General features: G+C 27.5%; 18 protein-coding genes, 3 tRNA genes and 1 other RNA gene. 14 read left to right on the forward strand and 8 right to left on the reverse strand.

Annotated elements, in window-relative coordinates; genetic code table 11:
* Positions 1–77: 77 nt before the first annotated feature.
* The 8 genes from ffh to EXT02_RS00460 all read left to right on the forward strand — a co-directional run bounded on the left by ffh (position 78) and on the right by EXT02_RS00460 (position 8635).
* Complete coding sequence (ffh, locus tag EXT02_RS00430; RefSeq protein WP_130427370.1) at positions 78–1442, forward strand: signal recognition particle protein; 1365 nt, start codon at positions 78–80, stop codon at positions 1440–1442.
* A 341-nt stretch (positions 1443–1783) separates the two neighbouring features.
* Complete coding sequence (locus EXT02_RS00435) at positions 1784–2146, forward strand: AAA family ATPase (RefSeq protein WP_130427372.1); 363 nt, start codon at positions 1784–1786, stop codon at positions 2144–2146.
* Between the two features lie 88 nt (positions 2147–2234).
* The gene (locus EXT02_RS00440) at positions 2235–2597 is read left to right on the forward strand and encodes an AAA family ATPase (protein ID WP_130427374.1); all 363 of its coding nucleotides are present in this window, start codon (positions 2235–2237) and stop codon (positions 2595–2597) included.
* A gap of 6 nt (positions 2598–2603) precedes the next feature.
* Complete coding sequence (locus tag EXT02_RS03130) at positions 2604–2726, forward strand: hypothetical protein (RefSeq protein ID WP_276318979.1); 123 nt, start codon at positions 2604–2606, stop codon at positions 2724–2726.
* Positions 2727–2954: 228 nt separating this feature from the next.
* Entirely contained in the window at positions 2955–5525 is a 2571-nt protein-coding gene (locus tag EXT02_RS03040) for a 5'-3' exonuclease H3TH domain-containing protein (protein WP_240682822.1), read from the forward strand.
* A 131-nt stretch (positions 5526–5656) separates the two neighbouring features.
* Positions 5657–6487: a DNA-formamidopyrimidine glycosylase gene (gene mutM, locus EXT02_RS00450; RefSeq protein ID WP_130427376.1), complete on the forward strand. Its 831-nt coding sequence runs from the start codon at positions 5657–5659 to the stop codon at positions 6485–6487.
* 53 nt (positions 6488–6540) lie between these two features.
* Positions 6541–7734: a DnaD domain protein gene (locus EXT02_RS00455; protein WP_130427378.1), complete on the forward strand. Its 1194-nt coding sequence runs from the start codon at positions 6541–6543 to the stop codon at positions 7732–7734.
* An 82-nt stretch (positions 7735–7816) separates the two neighbouring features.
* Positions 7817–8635, forward strand: coding sequence for an ATP-binding protein (locus EXT02_RS00460; protein ID WP_130427380.1), 819 nt, complete (start codon positions 7817–7819; stop codon positions 8633–8635).
* An 86-nt stretch (positions 8636–8721) separates the two neighbouring features.
* Here the strand turns inward: EXT02_RS00460 and ssrA are convergent.
* Both ssrA and EXT02_RS00470 read right to left on the reverse strand, forming a co-directional pair.
* Positions 8722–9146, reverse strand: a transfer-messenger RNA (tmRNA) gene (ssrA, locus tag EXT02_RS00465).
* A 279-nt stretch (positions 9147–9425) separates the two neighbouring features.
* Positions 9426–9650, reverse strand: a complete 225-nt coding sequence (locus EXT02_RS00470; protein ID WP_069028065.1) for a cold-shock protein — start codon at positions 9648–9650, stop codon at positions 9426–9428.
* Between the two features lie 200 nt (positions 9651–9850).
* Between EXT02_RS00470 and EXT02_RS00475 the strand changes: the two genes are divergently transcribed.
* Positions 9851–9924: transfer RNA gene (locus tag EXT02_RS00475), tRNA-Thr, on the forward strand.
* Between the two features lie 19 nt (positions 9925–9943).
* Positions 9944–10018, forward strand: a tRNA-Gly gene (locus EXT02_RS00480).
* Between the two features lie 443 nt (positions 10019–10461).
* Here EXT02_RS00480 and EXT02_RS00485 read toward each other — a convergent pair.
* A tRNA-Leu gene (locus EXT02_RS00485) sits at positions 10462–10547 on the reverse strand.
* Between the two features lie 28 nt (positions 10548–10575).
* Positions 10576–12291 carry a DAK2 domain-containing protein gene (locus tag EXT02_RS00490; RefSeq protein ID WP_130427382.1) on the reverse strand — a complete coding sequence of 572 codons (1716 nt, stop codon included), beginning with the start codon at positions 12289–12291 and terminating at the stop codon, positions 10576–10578.
* Between the two features lie 502 nt (positions 12292–12793).
* Between EXT02_RS00490 and EXT02_RS00495 the strand changes: the two genes are divergently transcribed.
* From EXT02_RS00495 to EXT02_RS00505, 3 genes are all read left to right on the forward strand, one after another.
* Positions 12794–12979: a hypothetical protein gene (locus EXT02_RS00495; protein ID WP_130427384.1), complete on the forward strand. Its 186-nt coding sequence runs from the start codon at positions 12794–12796 to the stop codon at positions 12977–12979.
* Positions 12980–13073: 94 nt separating this feature from the next.
* The gene (locus EXT02_RS00500) at positions 13074–13865 is read left to right on the forward strand and encodes an ATP-binding protein (RefSeq protein ID WP_130427386.1); all 792 of its coding nucleotides are present in this window, start codon (positions 13074–13076) and stop codon (positions 13863–13865) included.
* A 226-nt stretch (positions 13866–14091) separates the two neighbouring features.
* Positions 14092–15090, forward strand: a complete 999-nt coding sequence (locus EXT02_RS00505) for a hypothetical protein (RefSeq protein ID WP_130427388.1) — start codon at positions 14092–14094, stop codon at positions 15088–15090.
* Between the two features lie 117 nt (positions 15091–15207).
* Here EXT02_RS00505 and EXT02_RS00510 read toward each other — a convergent pair whose 3' ends face one another.
* From EXT02_RS00510 to EXT02_RS00525, 4 genes are read right to left on the reverse strand one after another with little or no spacing between them, the layout of a single operon-like run.
* Positions 15208–16419 (reverse strand): ABC transporter substrate-binding protein, encoded by a 1212-nt coding sequence (locus EXT02_RS00510; RefSeq protein ID WP_130427390.1) that lies wholly within the window; start codon positions 16417–16419, stop codon positions 15208–15210.
* On the reverse strand, positions 16416–17420 hold the full coding sequence (locus tag EXT02_RS00515) for an ABC transporter permease (RefSeq protein ID WP_130427392.1): 1005 nt from the start codon (positions 17418–17420) through the stop codon (positions 16416–16418). The genes EXT02_RS00510 and EXT02_RS00515 overlap by 4 nt, the downstream gene beginning before the upstream one ends.
* Positions 17410–18258, reverse strand: coding sequence for an ABC transporter permease (locus EXT02_RS00520; protein ID WP_130427394.1), 849 nt, complete (start codon positions 18256–18258; stop codon positions 17410–17412). Before EXT02_RS00520 ends, EXT02_RS00515 begins: the two co-directional genes overlap by 11 nt.
* On the reverse strand, positions 18252–19505 hold the full coding sequence (locus EXT02_RS00525; protein WP_130427396.1) for an ABC transporter ATP-binding protein: 1254 nt from the start codon (positions 19503–19505) through the stop codon (positions 18252–18254). Before EXT02_RS00525 ends, EXT02_RS00520 begins: the two co-directional genes overlap by 7 nt.
* Positions 19506–20167: 662 nt before the next feature.
* Between EXT02_RS00525 and EXT02_RS00530 the strand changes: the two genes are divergently transcribed.
* Positions 20168–21964, forward strand: a complete 1797-nt coding sequence (locus EXT02_RS00530) for an AAA family ATPase (RefSeq protein WP_130427398.1) — start codon at positions 20168–20170, stop codon at positions 21962–21964.
* Positions 21965–22408: the final 444 nt, after the last annotated feature.

Here is a 22408-nt window from a genome sequence, read left to right on the forward strand (position 1 = left end):
ATTTAAAAAACATTGCCCCAACAAAAAATTAAACCCCACAAAAACAAATTTCACAACATCAAAAAGGAGATAAAAATATGAGTATATTAGGTGAAGGCTTACAAAAAGTTATTAACAAAATTAGAGGAAAAAAAATCCTAGAACAACAAGACATTCAAAACATTATGCAAGATATTAAAGTTTCTTTGGTAGAAGCTGATGTTCATTTGCAAGTTATTGATAAGTTTAATGAAATTATTGAAAAAAAGACTTTGAAACAAGAAGTTTTAAAAGGACTGAACCCCAAAGAACATATTATTAAAATCGTAAACGAAACCCTAATTCAAATTTTGGGTTCTACTCGTGCAGATCTTACTTTTAAGCCTAATTGTAATTTGGATACTTTAATGTTAATTGGGTTGCAAGGAAGCGGTAAAACGACTACTGTAGGAAAATTAGCTCTTTGGTTGCGTAAAAAAAATAGTAAAAAAGTTTTACTTGTAGCTTGTGATATTTATCGTCCAGGAGCAGTAGAACAATTAAAAGTTATTGGTAAACAAATCAATATTGATGTTTTTTCTAAACCTGACACTGCTGTTTTAGATATTGTAGATGCAGGATTAAAACATGCTTTGCAAGAAGGATATGATGCAGTAATTATTGATACTGCGGGGCGCCTTGATATTGATGAGACAATGATGCAAGAATTGCAACAAATTAAAGCCAAAGCCAATCCTTCAGAAATTTTGTTAGTTGTGGATTGTCTTTCAGGACAACAATCTGCTAATACTGCTCAGTCGTTTCATAATCAAGTAGGAGTAACTGGAGTTATTTTGACCAAAATGGATGCAGATACTAAAGGAGGAGCTGCTTTATCAGTAAGAGCAATGACAGATCTGCCTTTAAAATTTGTTTCTTCTTCAGAGACAATTGACAGTTTAGAGCCCTTTAATCCTGATAGAATGGCATCTCGTCTTTTAGGAATGGGAGATATTTTAACTTTAATTGAGACAGTTACCGATAAAATTGATCCTCATCAAAGTAAACAAATGATGGAAAAATTATTTGATGATAGTTATAATTATTATGATTTTCAAAAACAATTAAAAACATTAAAAAAAATGGGTTCTTTCAGCAAATTATTAAGTTTTATTCCTGGATTAGGTGGTAAGATGAAACAATTTTCTGCCAGTTTAGGTGATGATGGATTTAATAAATTTGAAGTTTTAATTCAAAGTATGACTAAACAAGAAAAGAAAAATCCTCAATTAATTGCTTTGAGCAGTAGACGTAGACAAAGAATTGCCAAAGGTTCTGGTAATCAATTAAGTGATGTTAACAAGCTAATTACCCTTTTAGAAAAACAAAAAAAATTAGCTAAGCAAATGCAACATTTTGATGATCAAGATCTTGATAAATTACAAAATGATCCGATGGCTTTTTTTCGTGATATGTATGAATAATAAATAATTAAAATTATAAAATCTTTTTATTAAGTATTTTTGTATCCTTTAATATTTTTATAAAATCAACTTTAATTTATCATTAATTAAAACAAAATGAATAATTATTTGTGTTATATTAAATAATAAATAAATTACATTTTTTATTAAAAATTGCTGCATTTTTATAAAATCCAAAAGGAATACAAATATAAACCTATTAACTTAAAAGTAAAGAAAACTTTTTTAAAATTTTTATTGGCACTTTATTATTTATTTTAACAACCACTTTAACAATTTATTTTTCATATAACTTATATCATCAATACAAACAACAAAAATTTAAAGAATATCAAAAACAAATGGAACAATATGATGCCAATAAACCTCTTACTAAATTTAGCGCACATCCTTTAGTATCCCAACGTTGTAAAGAAACAAATGATGATATAGTAAACAATATAAGTTTTGCAAACATAATTGGCATGGAAACTGAAAAAGAAACTTGTAATCGCATTTTAGCAATGGTATCTCATCCTGAATGGTTCCAAAAAGCAGGAAAAATCAATAAACCCAAAAGACTCCTACTACACGGAGTCCCAGGAACAGGTAAAACATTATTAGCAATAGCATTTATGTCACAAGCAAGACAAACCTCCCCTTCCACCGATGCAGGCTGTTTTGAATTTACCCCCTCCGACTTTATCACCAAAACCCGCGAATAAAGAATCGAAATTATAAGAGCGATGTTTGATTTCATTAGAGCTTAATGGCATCTAAACAAAAATAATGGTATGGGAGTAATTTTCATCGATGAATGCGACCAAGTACGAAAAAATCGAACTTATCAACCAAGAAGACCAAAAAATGAAAGACATCTTAAACACCTTCAAAGCCGAAATTACTTCATTAAGAAACCACTGCCCCCACAACCCTGATTCTTTTATTTTCGTAATTGGAGCTACTAATCACTTAGATCAAATAGACGATGCCATCAAATCGCGCCTCAACTACCACATAGAAGTTAAATCCTTAGATACAAATGGTAGAAAAAAATTCTTAGAATTCTTAATTGAAAAAAGAAAAACACCAATCACCTCAACTGCAAAAGAATATTTATTAACAACAATTAATGATGCATTGGAAAAATTAACTGATAAATCCAAAACAGGATAACGCACTATGGAATATCTTTTAGATGATGCAATTATCAATTCTCGCTACGAAACCCAAGGGCAAAGTGACATTAGAATTGAAGACTTAAAAAAATCTTTTAAAGTTATTTATGGATTTGATTTGCCTTAAAGATTTCATTAAAAAACTCATTATAATTAAAATTATAAAATCTTTTTATAAACGCAATAAAATAAAAACCCAAACAAAACCTTGTATTCTAAGAAAGTTTTTACAAACTTTCTTTTTTTAATATTATATTAATTATTTTCCTTTTGTACCTTATAAATAAAACAATCATTATTAACTTATAATCCAATTTTGGCTATTAGCTAAACGATAAAATAAATAGGAGAAACAATGAAACATTTAGTTTTAGTTGATGGCAATTCGCTTTTATTTCGAGCATATCACGCAACTGCAAGCAAATATAAACCCCTTTTGCAAAATAAAAAAGGGATCTACACTAATGCTCTTTTGTCTTTTATTAGAATGTTTGAAAAAATTTTAGAAGAAACGAAAGGTTATATTTTAGTAGCTTTTGATACTCATAAACCTACCAAAAGACACCAATTATACGATGCTTACAAACAAGGAAGACCAGAAACACCTTCTGCATTGATTAGTCAAATTCCTTTGATTAAACAATATTTAGACCTAATCGGCGTTAAATATCATGTCCAAGACGAATACGAAGCCGATGATATTATAGGTACTTTAGCCAAAGAAGCAAGCAATCAAAATAAGACAGTATCTATTTATTCAAGTGATAAGGATTTATTGCAATTAGTAGATGAAAAAATTACTGTTTGTTTGCTTAAAAAAGGATTGCGTGAAATTAAATGCTATACACCTCTTACTTTGTTTGAAGAATACGGTCTTAAAGAATATCAAATGATTGATTATAAAAGTTTAATTGGTGATCCTTCTGATAACATTAAAGGAGTATTGGGAATAGGACCTAAAACTGCTCAAAAGTTATTACAAGAATACGATTCCCTAGATAATTTGATGCAAAATTTAGACAACATTAAACCTATTTTAAAAACCAAAATCCAAAATTCCCAAGCTGATTTAGAACTTAGCAAAATACTTACCGCAATTGACCTTAAAGTTCCCTTGCCCTTTGATTGTATGCAAACAGAAATACAAATACGTTTGGCGCAAAACCTTAAAAATTTTTATGAAGAAATGGATTTTAGACGCTTAGCTATTACCAAATATGCAAGAATTGAAAAAGAACCAAATACCACAAATACAAATGCAAATTATAATAAGGAAGCATCCCCCAAATCCAAAGAAGTGCAAGAAGTAGAAAAAGATAGCAATTTAGAAAATGATAATAATTTAAACCAAACAAATCCAAACAGACCTATCAACAACAACACCACTAAAAATAATGACAATAACGCTCCAAAAGTTCAAGAACAAGGCGCCAACCCACCTCAAAACAATTTTCATTTTCAAATTATCAAAGACCAAAACTCTCTAAATGCTTTTTTGGCTCAAATCCAACCACACCAAATTTGGGCTTGTTTTTTTGAGTTAGAAAAAGAAAATGATTCAAATACTTTTTTGCAAGGAATTGGTTTTTCCAATGAAAATACACATTTTTTTATAGATGCTAATTTGGCTTTTGATAATAATAACTTTTGCAATTATCTAAAAGATGCTAATTTTTATAAAATTGTTTTTCACAATCAAGCAACACAACTTTTTTTAAAAACAAAACATCAAGAACTCAACGGAGTTATCTTTGATTTAGTTTGTGCTTCTTATCTTTTATTTCCTTTGAAAAATCTTGAATTTATTCATATTATAGCCAAAATAGATATTTTGAATAACACAAATTATGTAAGCCAATTATCTCAAAACATTTTTATTTTAGAGCAAAAAGTAGCTTTTAAAGCTTTTTTATTACACGCCATCAAAAATAGCGTTTTGCATCATTTAAAAGCTCAAAACCAATTATTTTTGTTTCAAGAAATAGAACTTCCCTTATCAAATATTTTAGCCCAATTAGAATATGAAACTAATTTAGTACAACAAAAACAAATAATAGAAGCACAGCCAATAGAAAAAAATACGGATGAAAAAATAGAGACACAACAAGAAAAAATACCAAAAACAAATCAAGGGCAAGAACAAGAACAAGAAAAAGATGCAGATCAAAACCAAGACACAAACATAAAGCTCAAAAATAATCAAGAACAAGAACAAGAAACTCACATCAACCAATTAAAATCATTCAAAGATGTTTTTGGGTATCAAAATAGTTGTTTTTTAAATATAATAAACAATAAAAAATCTTATAATTATTTAATTAATGATAATTTTTTTTGCTTTTCGTTAAAAATTTTAGCTACTTTAGGAAATATTCAAAAAATTAAAAATTACTTTAAAATTGAAAACAATCATCTTTTAAATGATGAACAAACCTTACAATTTTTTGTAAATGCGCCCAAATCAGAAATCAAAAAGGACTCTCAAAAACTTTCTGAAACAACGAATTTTGATGTGGATGTGTGGATAAAAGCAATTATCCCTGAATTAAATATTTCTTCGAATTGTGCCCAAGATTTTATCCATCAATATTTAAGTTTGGATGATGAAATTATAAATTATTATCAAAGTTTATTACAACAAATCAAAGAAAAAAAATATGCATTAACTTTATTGAAAAGAAAAGTTTTTTTTGGTAATCAAAAATTAACTCCGAATTTTGATTTAGAAACATTATATGTTTTTTTACAAGAAAATATTTTAGATATGAAAAAAATTGTCATATTGCAATTATTGCGCCATTTAGAACGAAACAATGAAACTGCCAAAATTACTTATTTTGCTTTAAATGATTATTTGCAACAAAACATAGATTTAATTTCTAAACATTTGAATTATTTTTTTATTTTAGATAATGGTAATATTTAATTGGACAAATCTTATTATTTATAATTTATTTATAAAATAGAAATGTTAAATATCCAAACCAATAAAAAAGCAAAAGAAAAAACATAAGAACAATTGCAATCCAAAAACAAAGATAAAAAAGGAGCAAATGCATGCCAGAATTACCTGAAGTCCAAATTATTGTAGATTTTTTAAAAACACAGTTAATAGGAAAAAAAATTATTGCAACTAAGGTATTTTATGAGCCTGCTGTTAAAAATACCAAAGAATTTCAAAAAATTGAACAAACTACCATTTTGGATATTCAAAGAAAAGGTAAATTTTTATTATTTTTTTTAACTCAAGAATTAGTTTTAATAGGGCATTTAAGAATGGAAGGAAAATTATTTATCAAACCTTGCGATGAGCCTAAACACAAATACGAACATTTTGCAATTATTTTGGAGGATAAAAGTTCTTTAAGATATTATGATTTTAGGAAATTTGGTAGATTTGAAGTTAAGAATCAGAACATTTTTTTAACCCAAACTACCTTGCATCAACTAGCCTTAGATCCTTTTGAAATCAATCCAGTTGTTTTGTATCAAAAAATATTAAAGACCAAAAGCGCTTTGAAAAAAGTTTTATTAAATCAAAAAATAATTTCTGGATTAGGCAATATTTATGTTAATGAAGTTTTGTTTTTAGTAAAATTGCATCCTGAAACTAAAGCTTGCGAACTGTCTTTGGAACAAGTGCAAGAAATTGTAACAATTTCCCAAAAAGTACTTACCAAAGCCATTAAACTGGGGGGAACTACTGTAAGTACTTTTGAATCTCAGCCAGGCATTATAGGCTATTTTCAAAACAAATTACAAGTGCATGGCAAAGTTAATAAGCCTTGTATTAACTGTCAAACTAAAATTATCAAAATCAAAGTTGGCGGCAGAGGTACTTATCTTTGTCCTGTTTGTCAAAATCATAATCCTAATAAAGAATTATAATTGATTTATTTTCAACTATAAAATAGATCAATATTTTTAAAAAAGAGGTTTTTATGCTTAGTCATCTAAATTTATTTCAAATTAAAAATTCAGTTTTTTTGTCGCTTGAAGACCATCAAAGCCTAAGTTTGCTTTATCAACCACTAATAGGCACTCATGCGCTTGGTATTTATCATATTTTAGCAACTCTAAAACCTAATATTTTTTATCAACATCAATTTTTATTTGATTTGAGTGCGGTTTCAAAAAATGATTTTTTAGAAGCACAAGAAAAATTAGAAGCTCTTAATTTGCTCCAAACTTTTTGCAATTCCGAAACCCAAGAAAGAATTTATTGGCTTAATTTGCCATGCAGATCTCAAGAGTTTTTTAAAGACCCTCTTTTTAGTAATTTTTTATTAAGTGAAGTGGGAGAGGCTACTTTTTTGAGTTTGCAAAATCATTTTAGTAAAGAAGTTTCCACTAAAAAAAATAATTGGGACGCTTTTCAAGACATTAGTAAAAAATTTGATGATTTGTTTCAAGTGCAAAAAATGGATTTACCAACTGATTTTACTTGTCCCAATAACCAAACAAATTCTTCTCCAAGACAGTTTTTAAATAACGCTTTTGATTATAAATTATTTTTGCAAAAATTGCCCCAACGTTTCAAAAAACCATCTTTAACTTGCAATCAAACAAGTGATTTTATTCAAAAATTAAGCTTAGTTTATAATTTAGATGAAGCTACACTTTCGGAAATATATCAAAAAACTTTTCCAAAGCCCAGCGAAATCGAATTATCCAAATTAAGCCTAGGTGTAAAAAGATATTATCAGATGCATACTCAAAATCAAAATTTGGTTTTTGCGAAAAAAACGCAATATAATGAACAAGATACGATTGCTTTGCTCAAACGTAAAGATTCTACTCAAAGAATTATTATAAATCATTGTCCTAAAAATATGCAAGCCACTGCGGCTGATACTGTTTTTCAATTTATGGAAAGAAACAATTTAGAACCGGGGCTAGTCAATGTGCTTTTAACTTATATTTTGGAACGAAAAGGCTTTGTGCCCTCGGTGGTTTATTTGGAAAAAATCTTAAAATCTTGGGAGCAAAAAGGGATTTTTGATACTGAAACAGCATATGATTTTTATATGGAACAAGAAAAAAACCAATCTCAAACTAAGTTTAGATCTAATTTAAAAAAACCACAAATTTCTCCTAAATGGTTAGAAGATTTTAAAAAGAAAAAACAGTCATAATTTTTTGGATGATTTATTATTACAAGGAATCAATTCAATTTGATAACATTTTACAAAAGCAAAAGAGGTGAAAAATTAATTTATGGAATTTTCAGATATAAAAATAAAAATTAGGAAAATGATTGCACAGTGCGAAGAAACCAAAAATTTAGATATCTCTGATGATGAACTGCCAGTTATTTATCATTATTTGCTCACCAAAGATCAAGAAAATGAATATGGGAATCGCCAAGAAATAAAAACCAATCCTTTAAGAGTTGTTTGGGTTCCTACTGTTAAATCTCAAGCTCTTTATTTTAAGGAACATTGGCAATCGCAAAATGAATTGTTTGATAGTAGCATTAATTTTGATGCTCATTTAGTGAGGCAATTTGTAGTGGATAATGATTCTAAGCAAAAAGCGTTAAAAGAGATGAAACAAATTATTAAACATTTTGAAAAATCTACCAAAGGTTTTTATTTGTCGGGTTCTTTTAATACTGGAAAAACTATTTTTTTGAAAAAAATAGCTTATGAATTAATTCAAAAACAAATTTCTGTTATTTTTCTTTTTATGCCTGATATAACTAGAAAATTTAGAAATTTTTTGTATAATAATACTTTAGAAACAAGGTTGCAACAATTAAAAAATGTTAAGTGTTTGATTTTGGATGACCTAGGTTCAGAAAATATGACACCTTGGTTTCGTGATGAAATTTTGCTTCCTTTGTTGTATGATAGAGCTGAAAAAAAGTTGCCCCTTTTTATTAGTAGTAATTTGCCCTTTAATGAACTGCACAATTATTTATTGCATTTGCATGGAGCTGAAAATGCTAATAGTGAAGTTAAGGTATACAAAATTATTGAAAAAATTCGTATCCTTACTCACTTTTATGATTTTTCCGAAAAACAAGATTCCTAATAAGACAGTTTTAACTTGGTCAAGGATTAAAAATATTCTTTTTTGGAAAAACGTAATAATACAAGCAAATAATTTATAATTTATTTTGGTGGAGATGATGGGAGTCGAACCCATGTACAAAATCACTTTAATTTATATATTCTACATATTTAGTTTATTTTGTAAGTTCGCAATTTATGAAAAAACAAACAAAATCCATAAATTACTAGTCTTTTTGATATTTGCTAAAAGAGCAAAGACAAACCCAATTAGCAAAACTTACCTTATTGCCTTCCTTAAATCGTAAGTTAATTTAAGTGCGGGTTTTGCTTATTTATTTAAGCAAAAGCTAATTGTGAAGAAAAACTGTTTGCAAAATTCATTTGATAAACTGGAGTTTGTCCAGCAAAATCTTGTGTATTTGTTACAGTTTGTTTGTTATTTCCGGTTATTATAACCTCGACGTTTTTACTTGCGTAACCAAGATATGCTATATAAATTTCGTTGACCTTGGCAAATCCAAAACATCCCCATATTTTTATTTTAACTCAAAAAACCTTTTTTAAATCAAGTTATTTTTAGATTTGTTATTTGTGTTTTGGAATGGATCATATTTTGATTAATTTATTCTTTTTGCCTACTCAAAAATTATAACCAATAAATTTAAAATTTTGTAAAAGCGCCAAAGATAAAATTATCTAAATTAAACTAAACTCAAATCAAAATTACACAAGCAAACAAAAAGCTCAATATCAATATATATAACAAAAAAGGGATTTGCATCCCTTCCTTTGTTCGATTATTAATGAAATTATTCGTTAACTACAACAACATCTACAGCTTGAGCTCCGAGGTCGCCTTCTTTAACAGTGAATTCAACCTTGTCGTTTTCATTAAGTGTTTTTCTTCCAAAGACTTCAGTTTGAATAGAACTGTAATGTACGAAAATATCTTTCCCATCAGCTGAAACGATAAATCCGTAGCCTTTGTCTTTAGAAAACCATCTACATGTTCCCTGTTGTTTTTTGTCTTGCATTATTAATAATACTCCTTCTTTTAAATTATTTCGGTTTCATAACCTATTATCTATTATAACTCATTTATTTTTAGAGTCAAACATTTTTACACACTTTTTTTTATTTTTTTTACTTTTTTGACGTTTTTTGGTAAAATTTTCATTTTTTTCGTCAAAAATTTGCATTTTGATATTTTTTTTGATATAATAAAATATGTTAAGCCCTTATAGTTTAACGGCAGAACGTAGCAATGGTAATGCTGAAATACAAGTTCAATTCTTGTTAAGGGCACCAAAACCAAAATTAAGATGATGTGGGCGTCGTATAGTGGTTATTATACGTGCTTGCCAAGCATGAGACGGGGGTTCGATTCCCCTCGCCCGCTCCATACATTATATAATTTAGATGTATTATATTTGTTTATTAAAAAACTTTATTATTTAGCTTTTTTTTCCCCAATAACAGCGTTTAATTGTTAAATTAATATAATATATTATAGATATCATAAAAGTGGGAATAATTTCAGTATAAAATATAAATATAATAAAATATCTTTGCAATTGTTTTTTATTAAAATTATATATAATATAGGCAAGTTATGTAATTTTAGATAACAATAATAAAATGATATTAAATATTTTAAATACATAAGAAAATTGATTTTCAAATGAAACAAATAAACAAACATTTTATCTATATTACTGTAATTATTGTATCTTTTATTATTGTTTTTATATTTCTTAATAACATGAAATCTAATAAGAAAACCCCCTTAATAAAAAGGGGGTTTTTAATATAATATAATGATTTTAATTAAAATAAATAAATTAATGGTGCGGATAGTGAGATTTGAACTCACACAAGATATTTCTTACATGCCCCTCAAGCATGCACGTCTACCGTTCCGTCATATCCGCTTAAAAATGATCTTATAGATCACTTTTGTTATTCTAATGAAACAATGTAAGGAATGTTGTTATTTTGGCTTTCTAAGGTTTCTAATTCAATGTGGTCGTAATTAGTTTCTAAGAAAGTTTCTAGTTTTTCTAATTCTTTTTCATCAGTACATGAAGGATTATAAAAAACAGTTAAAAAGGTTTGATTAGGTTTAATCATTTTTTGGAGTAATGTTTTTAATGCTTGATATTTATCTTTATTAGTAGCTATTATTTTTTCTTCCCAAACAGATAAATATTCTTTTTCTAAAAGAGTTTGATTGGATATGTTTTTAGCATCTTTTTTATTAGCATAGATAATTTTTCCTGTTTGGATGTTTTTGATAGTTTCTTCCATGATAGTTTTGTTTTGTACTAAATCCAATGATTTATCAAAAGCTAAAAGAGCACTGTATCCTTGAGCGATGTTTTTAGTTTGTAAAAGGACAATTTCTTGATTGGTTCCTTGTAATTGTTTTAGTTGGGTTGTAAGCTTTTCTAAAAGAGATGTGTCATTAGGTAGGATAATGATGTTTTGGGAAGTATTTGTTTGAAGAAGTTTTTCAAAAGTAGTAGGGTTAAAATTAGATTGTTTTATAATGTGATTTACTTTAAGGTCAGCAAAGACTTTTTGGCTTTTGGTATCATTTGCAAATGCAATAAAAAAATATTTTTGATCTTTATTTGAGTTAGGTAAGTTTGAAGGTGACTTTGGGTCTGGGGTAGATTCTTGTTGTAGGGTAAATGTGTCGTGTTTTTGATCTAAAATTGATTGATGTTGTTCTTTCATGTTGTCAATTTTGCTTACCTTTAATGTGCCATAAGTTAAGAGTTTTTCTAAAACTTGTCCTGGTTTGTTGGTATGGATATGTATTTTTAGAATTTCTTGGTCTTTAACTAAAACTAAAGAATCTCCTATTTGTAATAAAGCTTGTTTAAGTTGTTTCATATCAAGGTTTTTTTCTTGGGATTCTTTGATTTGAAAAATGTATTCAGTGCAATAAGTATATTTAATATTAACTTGTCCCAACTTTTGTATTTTATCAGGATTTGTGTGTGTTTGGGTATTTTGGTTTACTTGAAGTAGTTTTTGGTCTTGTAAAAATAATAACATTCCTTTAAGGATTTCAACAAAGCCAGCCCCTCCACTATCAACTACTCCTGATTTTTTTAAGACTTCTAATAATTCAGTTGTTTGGGAAAGAGTTTTTTGGGCGTTTTGTAAGAAATTGGATAAAACATCTTCAATAGTACTAAATTGGGATTTAGCTTTGAGAGTTTGTTTAACAGCTTTACGAAAAACAGTTAAAATAGTGCCTTCTTGAGGTTCTATAATAGCTTGGTAAGCTTTTTTGTAGCCTCCTTCAAGTGAATGGATAAAATCATTAATATTTATAGTTTCTTTATTGAGTTTTTGGTAAGTTTGTGCCATTCCTGCAAAAAATTGGGATAAAATAACTCCTGAATTGCCTTTGGCACCCATTAATAATGCTTTTGATAAAACTTGGGATACTTCTACTATGGAACGAGTTTCTAAATTGCTAATTTCTTTAACGCCTGACATCATAGTAATTTTCATATTAGTTCCTGTATCTCTATCTGGTACGGGAAAAACATTTAAATTATCAATGGTTTGGTAGTTGTTTTGTAAATTGATAGCTCCGTTAGTAATCATGTTTTTAAATAATTGTCCGTCAATAAATTGAATAACTTTATCTTTATTCATCTTGGTTGCCTTTCTTCGAAAAAATTTCTTTAATATAATTAGATAATAATAAGGAATGGAATATTTTTTTCTTAATTTAGTATGATTAGGAAAGATTTTTTATTTAAGGTAAATAAAAACCTATTTTAATTATAACATATTTTAATTTTTCTCTTATAAAACAAATAAGTTAAGGGAGCAAAAATTTAGTTTTTTATGACTTATAAGTAAAATTATGAGATTATTGATAGAATTATTTAGTTTGTTATTTGTTTTATTTAAATTTGCTTTATTTTTTTTGAAAGAGATATAATAGAGATAATCAAATAATTATTAATTGTTAAAAAAGTTTTGTTTGTGATAATCAATTCATTAAAATAAAAACTAATTCATTTATAAAGTTTTAGGCAAGTTATAAAAATAGTGATTTATAAATTTGATATAACAATATAATTGTTTGATTTATTAACAACCAACTAACTTTTAAAAATAACAAAATAAAACGAAAGTGAGAAATTATCTTATGGATAATCAAGAAAAAGATCTCAATTTAAATTTTTTGAATAAATCATTTAAAATCGAAACTGCTATTACTTTAATTGCTTTTTCTTTAGTTGCAATAGCTTTAATTTTAGCTTTTAGACCTCAATTTCAACCACAACCAACGAACAACTCCACCTACCATAACACAAACTCCATCTTTATCTGAAAAATCACCTTCAACTCCCAAATGGAGTGTTATAGATGCACTCCATGCGCCAGTTCAATTTGAATTAAACAATTTTAATCCTAACAAAAAATATATGGATGATTTATTTGGAATGAAAGAAGAAAAATTGGCAGCTCAAAAAGTACTAGATTTTGTTACAAATGCCAAAATGTTTGAAGGTAAAGGTAAAATAGATCCTCCCAAAGGAATGTTATTATATGGAGTTCCTGGCACTGGATTTTTTTTTGCTAATTGTTTTATGAAAGATACTCATTTTAAATATGTTGCTAAATGTACTGTTGCTGATTTTGCTCAAAAATATGTAGGAGAAAGTGTAAAGGCAGTACATTCTTTATTTGATAGTGCAAGAAAAATTGCTGATGAACACGGTGGTGCTATCATTTTTGTTGATGAATGTGAAGAGGTTTTTGTTGATCTTACACAAATACGTGAGCATCATAAAGGACAAAGAAGTGAAGCTGTTACGGCTTTCAAAGAAGAATTAACTATCGAAAAAAATAACCTAACTAAGCCCATATTTTTAATTGCAGCTACAAATTATTTAAATAAAATGGATGATGCCATTAAATCAAGATTTACTTACAAAATTGAAGTTAAAACCCTCGAAAAAGAACCACGCAAAGACTTTATGAAATTCTTAGTTAAAAATATCTGTAAAAACCCAATTTCTGATGATGCACTAAATTATCTCACCCAAAATGTTAATGATGCAATTGAAAATGACATTATGAAGTGTTCTAATCTTACCATCGAAACACTTGTTAATGATACTTGTATTAATATGTGTAGAAACAAACAAACACAAATTGAAGTTCAAGACTTAAAAGAAGTTTGTTTATCAGTTTTAGGTTTTATCCCACAATAAAATAATATATATAATAATTTATAAAGCATTACAACAAAGAAATGTTAATAAAAATTAAGTATATTTTTATCTATTTTGCGATATAATAATTTTACATAGTATTTAATACTATTACAATTATAAAAAACAAAATAAGAGATAATTGTATAATTAAAATAAATAATAGCAATTTTTTCAAGTTGGAATTATTTATAATTGCCATATTAGAAAAGAGTTTTTTTACAAAGTGAATAATTTAGAACAACCCAAGCATTTTTTATTGGCTAAGGTGTGCTTGTTGTTATTGGCATTATGGATTTTTATTTTATTATTAGGAAATATAATTACAGTTTGGGCAAATAATCCATTAAAAGAAAATTTAGCTATTAGAATTATAGAAAAAAGAAAATATTTAGAAGAAAGCACGCAAGATAATAAATTAGTTGATTGGCAAAATCCTGATACTTATGATGCAATTTATGATACCAACGGAAATCAAATAGCACAAAGACATTACAAATTAGAAAGCACGCAAGATAATAAATTAGTTGATTGGCAAAATCCTGATACTTGGGATGCTACTTATGATAAAAATGGTAGACAAACATCTAAAAGATATTTTTTAGCTCAAAGCACCGAAAATAATAAATTAGTTAATTACAAACATCATGATACTTGGGATAAAACCTATGATAAAAATGGTAATCAATTATTAGAAAGGCATTATTTGCAAGGAAGTAATGAAAAAGATAAATTAGTGGATTGGAAAAATAATGATACTTGGGATGCTACTTATGATGCAAACCAAAAGCAAACTTCTAAAAGACATTATTTAGAAACAAGTACCGAAAATAATAAAGTAGTTGATTGGCAACATTATGACACTTGGGATGCTACTTATGATAAAAATGGTAGACAAACATCCCAAAGACATTATTTAGAAACAAGTACCGAAAATAATAAAGTAGTTGATTGGCAACATCGTTATACTTGGGGTAAAAGTAGTAATGTAGAACCAATATTGCCTCTTACAAATGTTTTAGTGAATAAAAATACTCAAAAAAATAAAGTTTATTTGCACCACACCAATAATAAAGTAGCTGATGTGGGTGATTTACAATCTCAAACTTATGACACACACATTTACAATATAAAAATATTTGCCTATATATTATTTATTTTGTTGTTGGCTGTTTTTATTATTTCAATTTATCTTTATATAAAAAAAATTGAAAAAAATAATTGATTGAATACCAAATTAGTTTTAATTGTTTCATTTATAAAGGAAAAACCAACTTAAAAGTTGGTTTTTTTAATATTAATTGATTAATATTTGGGGTTAGAACAAATTATATTAAAGTTTTTATTTTTTGGGGTATTGGTCTAAACGTAATTTATTTTTGAATTTATGATGGAAATATGTGATAAAAATAGCTAAAAAAATGAAAAAACTTAAGATAAATAGCCAATAATCTTTTTGGCTGGGAAAAGCAATAATGTCGTTCCAATAAGTATTGATGGTTTTTTGGGTGGTTTGGTCGTATTTGTAAACTTCATCGTTACCTTTGATTTCTATTTGGGGAATTCCTGGAAAAGTTTCTAATCCAACATAAGGAGAATTATATTTAGTAAAAGCTAAATTGTTTTTGTAATTTTCTTTTTGTCTTAAAAAATTGATGAACTTATAAGCTAGGGTTTTTTTGCTTCCTTTAGGCATTACCAAAGCATCAACCCAAACATTGGTTCCTTCTGTAGGTGAAAAATAATCTAGATTATTATTTTGTTCTTTTAAAAAATTAGCATCTCCTGAATAAGCAATAACTATATCATAGTATTCGTTATTTTTATTTTTCATGCGGTCCATTAATTGGTCGTTTATAAAAGCTAAGTTAGGTTTTTGTTCTTTTAGTTCTAAGAGCCATTTTTTGGCTTCATTTAATTCATCTGGGGAAGGGTTTGCAATTTTTCCTTCAGTACCTTTTAGACCTACCATTAAACCGTCGCGAGCGTTATTGCATAAAGCTACTTTTAAATTGGTGTCTTTTAAATATTTAAAACCTTTATTTTGATCTTTGAGTTCATTAATTTGGTCTTGAGTTATTTTGTTTTTATTATAAAGAATAACTACTTTTCCCCAAAAATAAGGAACGGCGTAATTGTTAAATTCAGAAGGGAGTTTGTCTTGGAGGTCTTTGTTTAATTCATAATAATGTTTATCATCTTTTATTAATTCACCATCATCTATTGTTTCTAACATTTTGCTTTGTCTTAATTGATCAATTGCATATTCACTTAAAATAGCTAGATCATATTGGTTTTTACTTTTAATTTTGGTAACTGCAAGTTCGTTAGAAGAAAAAAGAACTTGTTTAACTTTGATGTGAGTTTCTTTTTCAAACTTTTCAATAATGCTAGGTTCTAAGTATTCGCCCCAATTAAATAATGTTAATGTTTGTTCTTCTTGGTGTTGGGGAAGTATATTTTTGTTTTTAAGATTAAGAATAATAAGAATAACAAAAGTTGTTGTTAAAACGAAAAGCAATGTTGTTGCTACAGTTTTAATTGTCTTTTTCATTTGGTATTAAATTCGTTTTCATTGGTGTTTGTCTTTGTGCTTGTTTTTGTTTTAGTGGTTGTGGTTTTGTTTGTAGTTATTGTTGTAGCTCCATTTTTACTTTCATTTTCATTGTTATTTACCTCTGCTTCTATTTTGGAATTTTTCCTTTGGTTTTGTTTTTGGTTGTTGTATTTGATGAAATTAAGGATAATTTTAGAACTAGCAATAATAATTAAAATAGTAGATAAAGCATTTACAGTTGGGTTAATAGTTCCTTTGAGGCTGTAGATATAAGCAGAAATATTTTGGCATTCAGAACCACCTACAAAATAAGAAATCATAAAGTCATCAAAAGAAAGACTAAAAGCAAGAGTGGCTCCTAAAAGCATAGCTCCTTTAAGTTGAGGTAGTATTACTTTGGTTAAAGCTTTGAGTGGGGTTGCTCCTAAATCATAGGCTGCTTCTAAAGAATGAGGGTCAAGATTTATTACTTTAGGATAGACAGTAATAACTACAAAAGGAGTGCAAAAAGATATGTGGGCTAAAAGCATTTTCCAAAAACCAGATTCCAAACCCATAAAACCAAAGACAACAAATAATGCTAAAGCAGTAATAATTTCAGGAATAACAATAGAAAAATTACTTACATTAAGAACAATGTTGCGCCATTTTTTGTTAAGACTTTGAGCAAGACTAATAGCTGCAAAAGTACCTAAAAAAGTAGAAATTAAAGTAGTTAGGCAAGCAATGTATAAAGTTATTTTGATAGCAGTTTTAACTGTTTGGTCAGTCCAAAGTTTAGAATACCATTGAAAACTAAAACCTTGCCAATTAACTAAAGATGCAATTCTGCCTTCGCTTTTGTTAAAAGAAAAAATAATTAAAGATAAAATAGGAATATAAATAAAACTTAACACTAAAATGATATATAAGGTGTTAGTAATGGTTTTTTTGGGTTTTTTTGGGATTTTGGTAGAAGCAGTTTGGGGGGGGTTTGCCCCAGATAATTTAATTGACATCTTTGCTTTCTCCTAAACTTAATTTTTTAAACATTTGAAAAATCAAAAACATTGTTAAAGAAAGATGAATAGCAATTGCACAAGCTTGTTTGATTTCGCCACTTAATAAAGCTTTGTTTTCGATTAATTCAGCAATAGTAATTTGGGTAGTTGCTCCGAGATAACGTGGAGCTACAATATTAGTTGCTGTTTGTAAAAAGACAAGACAAATGCCTGCAAGTACTCCTGAAAGTGATAAGGGCCAAATAATTTTTTGCAATATTTGCCATTCGTTTGCTCCTAGATCTTTGGAGGCTTGAATAAGTTGGGGATTTATTTTGATAATTGCAGTGTAGATAGGCAAAAACATAAATGGTAAAAATAAATAAATAAGTCCTACAATCATAGCAAAATTAGTTTCTAAAAGATTGATATTAAAAGTTTTTTGTAATAAATGAAATATTTGGACTAATGCTTGAGTTTTGATAATCATATTAATCCACATAGTGCCATTGATGATAATGACAAGAAAACTTTGCCATTTCATTTTGAGGCGAGAAATCATATAGGCTAGAGGATAGACAATGATAAAGACACAAAAAGTAACAATAATAGAAATTGCAATTGATCTAGCAAGGACGTATAAAAATGATTGATTGGATAAAAATTCTTGATGGTGTTGTAAAGTAAAACGGGTTGCAAAAAATGCGTTTTGTTGGTTAGTATCTTGAAAAGAATCAAATAAAATAAAACCCATAGGTAAAATAATTAATCCTAATAAAATAATATAATAAGGCGAAATTAATAGTCTGTATAGTTTTTGATTGTCCTTGCAAGTGTAGGTTTTTTTCATTACCAAATCTCCATTACATGAATATCTTCAGGATTAAAAGTAATATCTACTTGTTTGTTTAATTCAACATGGTCAGTAGTATGAATAGTGTAGGTTCTTTGGGCAGTTTTAACATCAATTTCCCAGTGAACGCCTTTAAAAATAATTGATTGTACTATACCTGTAATTAAGCCTTTTCCTTGGGAGACAATATCAATGTCTTCGGGACGAATAACAATATCTACATTTTCTTCTTTGCGAAAACCCTTATCTACACAATTAAAAGTTTGATTGTCAAAATGAACTAAAAAATCATCTTTCATCACTCCTTTAATTAAGTTGGATTCTCCTACAAATTGAGCTACAAAACGATTAGCAGGTTCGTTGTAAATATCTTCAGGACTTCCTATTTGTTGAATTTCGCCATGATTCATGACAACTACTTTATCGCTCATAGTAAATGCTTCTTCTTGGTCATGAGTGACAAATAAAAAAGTAATTCCTGAGTTTTTTTGGATTTCTTTAAGTTCGTATTGCATTTCTTGTTTTAATTTTAAATCTAGATTAGATAAAGGCTCATCAAGTAATAAAACTTGGGGTTTGTTAATTAAAGCTCTTGCAATTGCTACTCGTTGTTGTTGTCCGCCTGATAATTGTTCAATGGTTCTTTTTTCAAGTCCTTGTAAACCCATAATTTTAAGGTATTTTAATACTTCTTTTTGGATTTGTTCTTCTTGCTCTTTCTTGTTTATTTTTTTGCATTTAAGAGCAGTTTGTTTTGCTTCAAAATCTTTGGTTAAAGTTTCAATTTGATTGTTAAAGTTATGTGTAATTTGGGTAGTTTTTTCTTGTGTTAAATCTTTGGTTAATTCTTGATGAAAAGTTTTTGATAAATTGGCTTTGTTAGTTTGATAATGATTTTTATTAAGAGCTAAATTAGCTTTAATCTTGGAGTTAAAATCTTTTAAACGTAAGCCAAAAGCTACATTTTCAAAGACATTTAAATGAGGGAATAAAGCGTATTTTTGAAAAACAGTATTAATTGGTCTTTTGTGAGCAGCTACATTTAAAATGCTTTTTTCTTGAAATAAAACCTCTCCGCTACTAGGGTTTTCAAAACCGCCTAAAATACGTAAAATAGTAGTTTTTCCACAACCTGAAGGACCTAATAAAGTGACAAATTCATTTTGTTTAATTTCTAAATTTATGCCTCTTAAAATTAATTGATTGTCAAATACTTTGGTTAAATCTTTTAAAATAATTAATGTTTTCATGGTTTGATACCTATCTTTTTTGGAGAAATAAAGTTAATAATTATAATTATAATCGTAATTGCAATTGTAATTTGTAATTAAGTTTATAATTTATAAGTTTAAGTTGTAAATTGTTGTTTAATTAGCAATTATCAAATATAAAAAAATAGTCGATAAACTAAATGCAATAAGTTAGTCAATAAAATAATTATAAAGCAAAATAATCAATTTATAACAAAATAAAAAAGGAGTAATTAAAATTACAACAATAAACAATCAAAAAGGAACAAAATCTCTTAATATTTCAAATTTATTTATTGCTAATTTTAGCTTATCATAAAATTAATAAATTGCAATCATAAAGAGTGCTTTTTTTGCTTATATTGTTATAATATCTATAAATTTTTGTTAAAATAAATGTGTTAAGAAAATTATAGTAAAATGATTTTTTGCAAATATTGATTCAAATAATTAAAAATTGTTGGATAAATGCTTATAAAGATTCTTATTATGTTTATTTTTTGGTATTTGTCAATTTGTTTATTTTCATTAAAATTTTATGTTGGATTTTTTTTATCATTTCAAATTAATTTACTAAAAAAATGCACTAAAAAAATGCACTAAAAAAATAAACCCAATTAAACTAACTAATTAATATATAAAAATATAAAGGAAGGTATATTATGAAATGGGAACCGCAAAGATTTGAATATCCTGAACCAGATAATCAACCGCAAAATCCGCCAAATTATCCAATTCCGCCCAAAAAACCTAAAAATTATTTTGCAATTGCTACTAATGTAAGTGCTATTATTGTAAATATTATGGTGATTTTCTTTATGTTTATTTTAATTAAAGGATCTGAAAATCTTTCTAAGACTATGGGAAAAGACACCCAAGAAGATACTATGTGGGCACAAGAAAAAGAATACAGACCCAAAGGCAATCTTAATATTGATAGCTTTTATGGATATGATGAAGTCAAAGATGAGTTAAGAGAATATATTTCAGCAGTAAATGATGATGCAAATGAAATGAACCCTTTGCCTCGTAAAGATTTACCAAGAGGAGTTTTATTGTACGGTCCTCCAGGAACAGGAAAAACTTATTTAGCTAAATGTTTAGTGGGTTCTGTTAAAGATAAAGCTCCTTTTTTTGTTACTACTGGCTCTGATTTTGTCGAAAAATATATAGGAGTTGGAGCATCTCGTGTAAGAGAATTGTTTAAAGTAGCTCAAGAAACTGCCAAACAACGTGGACAGAGTTATTATTTTATCTTTATTGATGAAATTGATGCTATTGGAGCTGAAAGAAGCAAAGAAAAAAGCGCTCAAGAACATTCAGGTACTCTTAATGCTTTGTTAACTCAACTTGATGGAGTAGATTCAGATGAAAAAACTCCGCAAGCTATTGTTATTGGAGCAACTAATCGTAAAGATTTTTTAGATGATGCCTTAATTAGAGAAGGGCGTTTAGGGAAGCACATTTATTTAGGCACTCCAGATTTAAAAACAACCCAAGCCTTACTTATAGCTTTTATGAAACGCGAAAACATTGAAAAAACAAATTATCCTTCAGATGATGAATTAAAACAAGTGGCAAAAACTTTGCACGGATCTAAATTTACTCCTGCAGATATTAATTCTTTAGTGAAAGAAGCTAAAAAGATAGCCTCCAAAGATACTAATTCCCCAAACAAAATTACACCTTTGCATATCTATGATGCTATGGATTTAATTTTAATGGGTCCTGAATTAAAACAAAGTATCTCTAAAGCAGATAAAAAAAGAGTTATTAATCATGAATTAGGACATGCCATAGTAGCTCATGCTCTAGGGTTTAATGTGCATCGTGTAACTTCTAAACCAAGAGGACAAGCAGCAGGATATACTATCTTTTTTTCTGCTAGTAATGAAGGCGAACAAGCCGATCAACTTTTAACTAAACAAGATTTATTAAAACAAATGATTACTGCTTTGGCAGGACGTGCAGCTGAAGAAGCATTTGAAACAAGTGTTAGTTTTGGTTGTTGTGATGATTTGCAAAAGGTGCGCACTATTGCTACTAAAATGGTAAAAGAGTTTGGAATGTCATTAGGTTCGGAAAGTATGGATTTTAGTTTGGATAATGATACTCAAACTAAAGAAATTAATGCAATTATTCAAGCTAGTTATAATGCAGCTAAAGAAATTATTGAAAAATATAAAGAAGATCCAAATGATAAAGATAACAAAACTCCTAATTTACAATGGAAAAATTTAAGTGAAAAACTTGCTACACAAAATTTAGGAAAAGATGCTTTTGTTGCTGAAGAAAGTAAATATTTTTATACAACAACAATTTCAATTGATGAAGTTCAAGAAACACAATCAAATAATAAAAAAGAATACAAAATAAAATTAGAAGATAAAAAATTTACTCAAAGACCTGAAGAAACTCCAACTCCACAACCAACTTCCCCTAGTGATAATAATCAATAATTACATTACAAAAAACAAATCTTTTATATACTTTTTACAATTTAATACCCTAATAAACCTGTCTTAATTGATGGGTTTTTTATTTTGTTTACTTTATATTTTTTATTTTTTTATATCCCTTAAAACTGCATAATTAATTAATATTTGCAAAAAGACAAAAATTATTGTATAATATCTAGTAATAAATACTTTGATGATTTTTATAAATAACAATAATCATTTATTTTAAAAACAATTTCAAAAATATTTATCTTTTTTGATACATTTATCATAATTATGACAACAAAACCCCCAACAATCGCTTATATGATATTAAAAAGCTTTAGGGAGCAATAAATTGTGTAAAAACATTAAATTCAAAATCTTTTTATCAATGATTAATTATCGATTATACGGTCTTATAAATTAATTATTAGATAATTATATAAATTCTTTGTTTAGTAA

This window comes from 'Catharanthus roseus' aster yellows phytoplasma, assembly GCF_004214875.1.
Classification (GTDB): domain Bacteria; phylum Bacillota_I; class Bacilli_A; order Acholeplasmatales; family Acholeplasmataceae; genus Phytoplasma; species Phytoplasma asteris.

Excerpts from the sequence above, each read along its gene's own strand:
- EXT02_RS00455 (WP_130427378.1), top strand. The coding sequence starts at position 6,541 with ATGCTTAGTCATCTAAATTTATTTCAAATTAAAAATTCAGTTTTTTTG.
- EXT02_RS00530 (WP_130427398.1), top strand. The coding sequence starts at position 20,168 with ATGAAATGGGAACCGCAAAGATTTGAATATCCTGAACCAGATAATCAA.
- EXT02_RS00470 (WP_069028065.1), bottom strand. The coding sequence starts at position 9,650 with ATGCAAGACAAAAAACAACAGGGAACATGTAGATGGTTTTCTAAAGAC.
- EXT02_RS00440 (WP_130427374.1), top strand. The coding sequence starts at position 2,235 with ATGAATGCGACCAAGTACGAAAAAATCGAACTTATCAACCAAGAAGAC.
- mutM (WP_130427376.1), top strand. The coding sequence starts at position 5,657 with ATGCCAGAATTACCTGAAGTCCAAATTATTGTAGATTTTTTAAAAACA.
- EXT02_RS00515 (WP_130427392.1), bottom strand. The coding sequence starts at position 17,420 with ATGTCAATTAAATTATCTGGGGCAAACCCCCCCCAAACTGCTTCTACC.
- EXT02_RS00460 (WP_130427380.1), top strand. The coding sequence starts at position 7,817 with ATGGAATTTTCAGATATAAAAATAAAAATTAGGAAAATGATTGCACAG.
- ffh (WP_130427370.1), top strand. The coding sequence starts at position 78 with ATGAGTATATTAGGTGAAGGCTTACAAAAAGTTATTAACAAAATTAGA.
- EXT02_RS03130 (WP_276318979.1), top strand. The coding sequence starts at position 2,604 with ATGGAATATCTTTTAGATGATGCAATTATCAATTCTCGCTACGAAACC.
- EXT02_RS03040 (WP_240682822.1), top strand. The coding sequence starts at position 2,955 with ATGAAACATTTAGTTTTAGTTGATGGCAATTCGCTTTTATTTCGAGCA.
- EXT02_RS00435 (WP_130427372.1), top strand. The coding sequence starts at position 1,784 with ATGGAACAATATGATGCCAATAAACCTCTTACTAAATTTAGCGCACAT.
- EXT02_RS00525 (WP_130427396.1), bottom strand. The coding sequence starts at position 19,505 with ATGAAAACATTAATTATTTTAAAAGATTTAACCAAAGTATTTGACAAT.
- EXT02_RS00495 (WP_130427384.1), top strand. The coding sequence starts at position 12,794 with ATGGATAATCAAGAAAAAGATCTCAATTTAAATTTTTTGAATAAATCA.
- EXT02_RS00490 (WP_130427382.1), bottom strand. The coding sequence starts at position 12,291 with ATGAATAAAGATAAAGTTATTCAATTTATTGACGGACAATTATTTAAA.
- EXT02_RS00510 (WP_130427390.1), bottom strand. The coding sequence starts at position 16,419 with ATGAAAAAGACAATTAAAACTGTAGCAACAACATTGCTTTTCGTTTTA.
- EXT02_RS00500 (WP_130427386.1), top strand. The coding sequence starts at position 13,074 with ATGGATGATTTATTTGGAATGAAAGAAGAAAAATTGGCAGCTCAAAAA.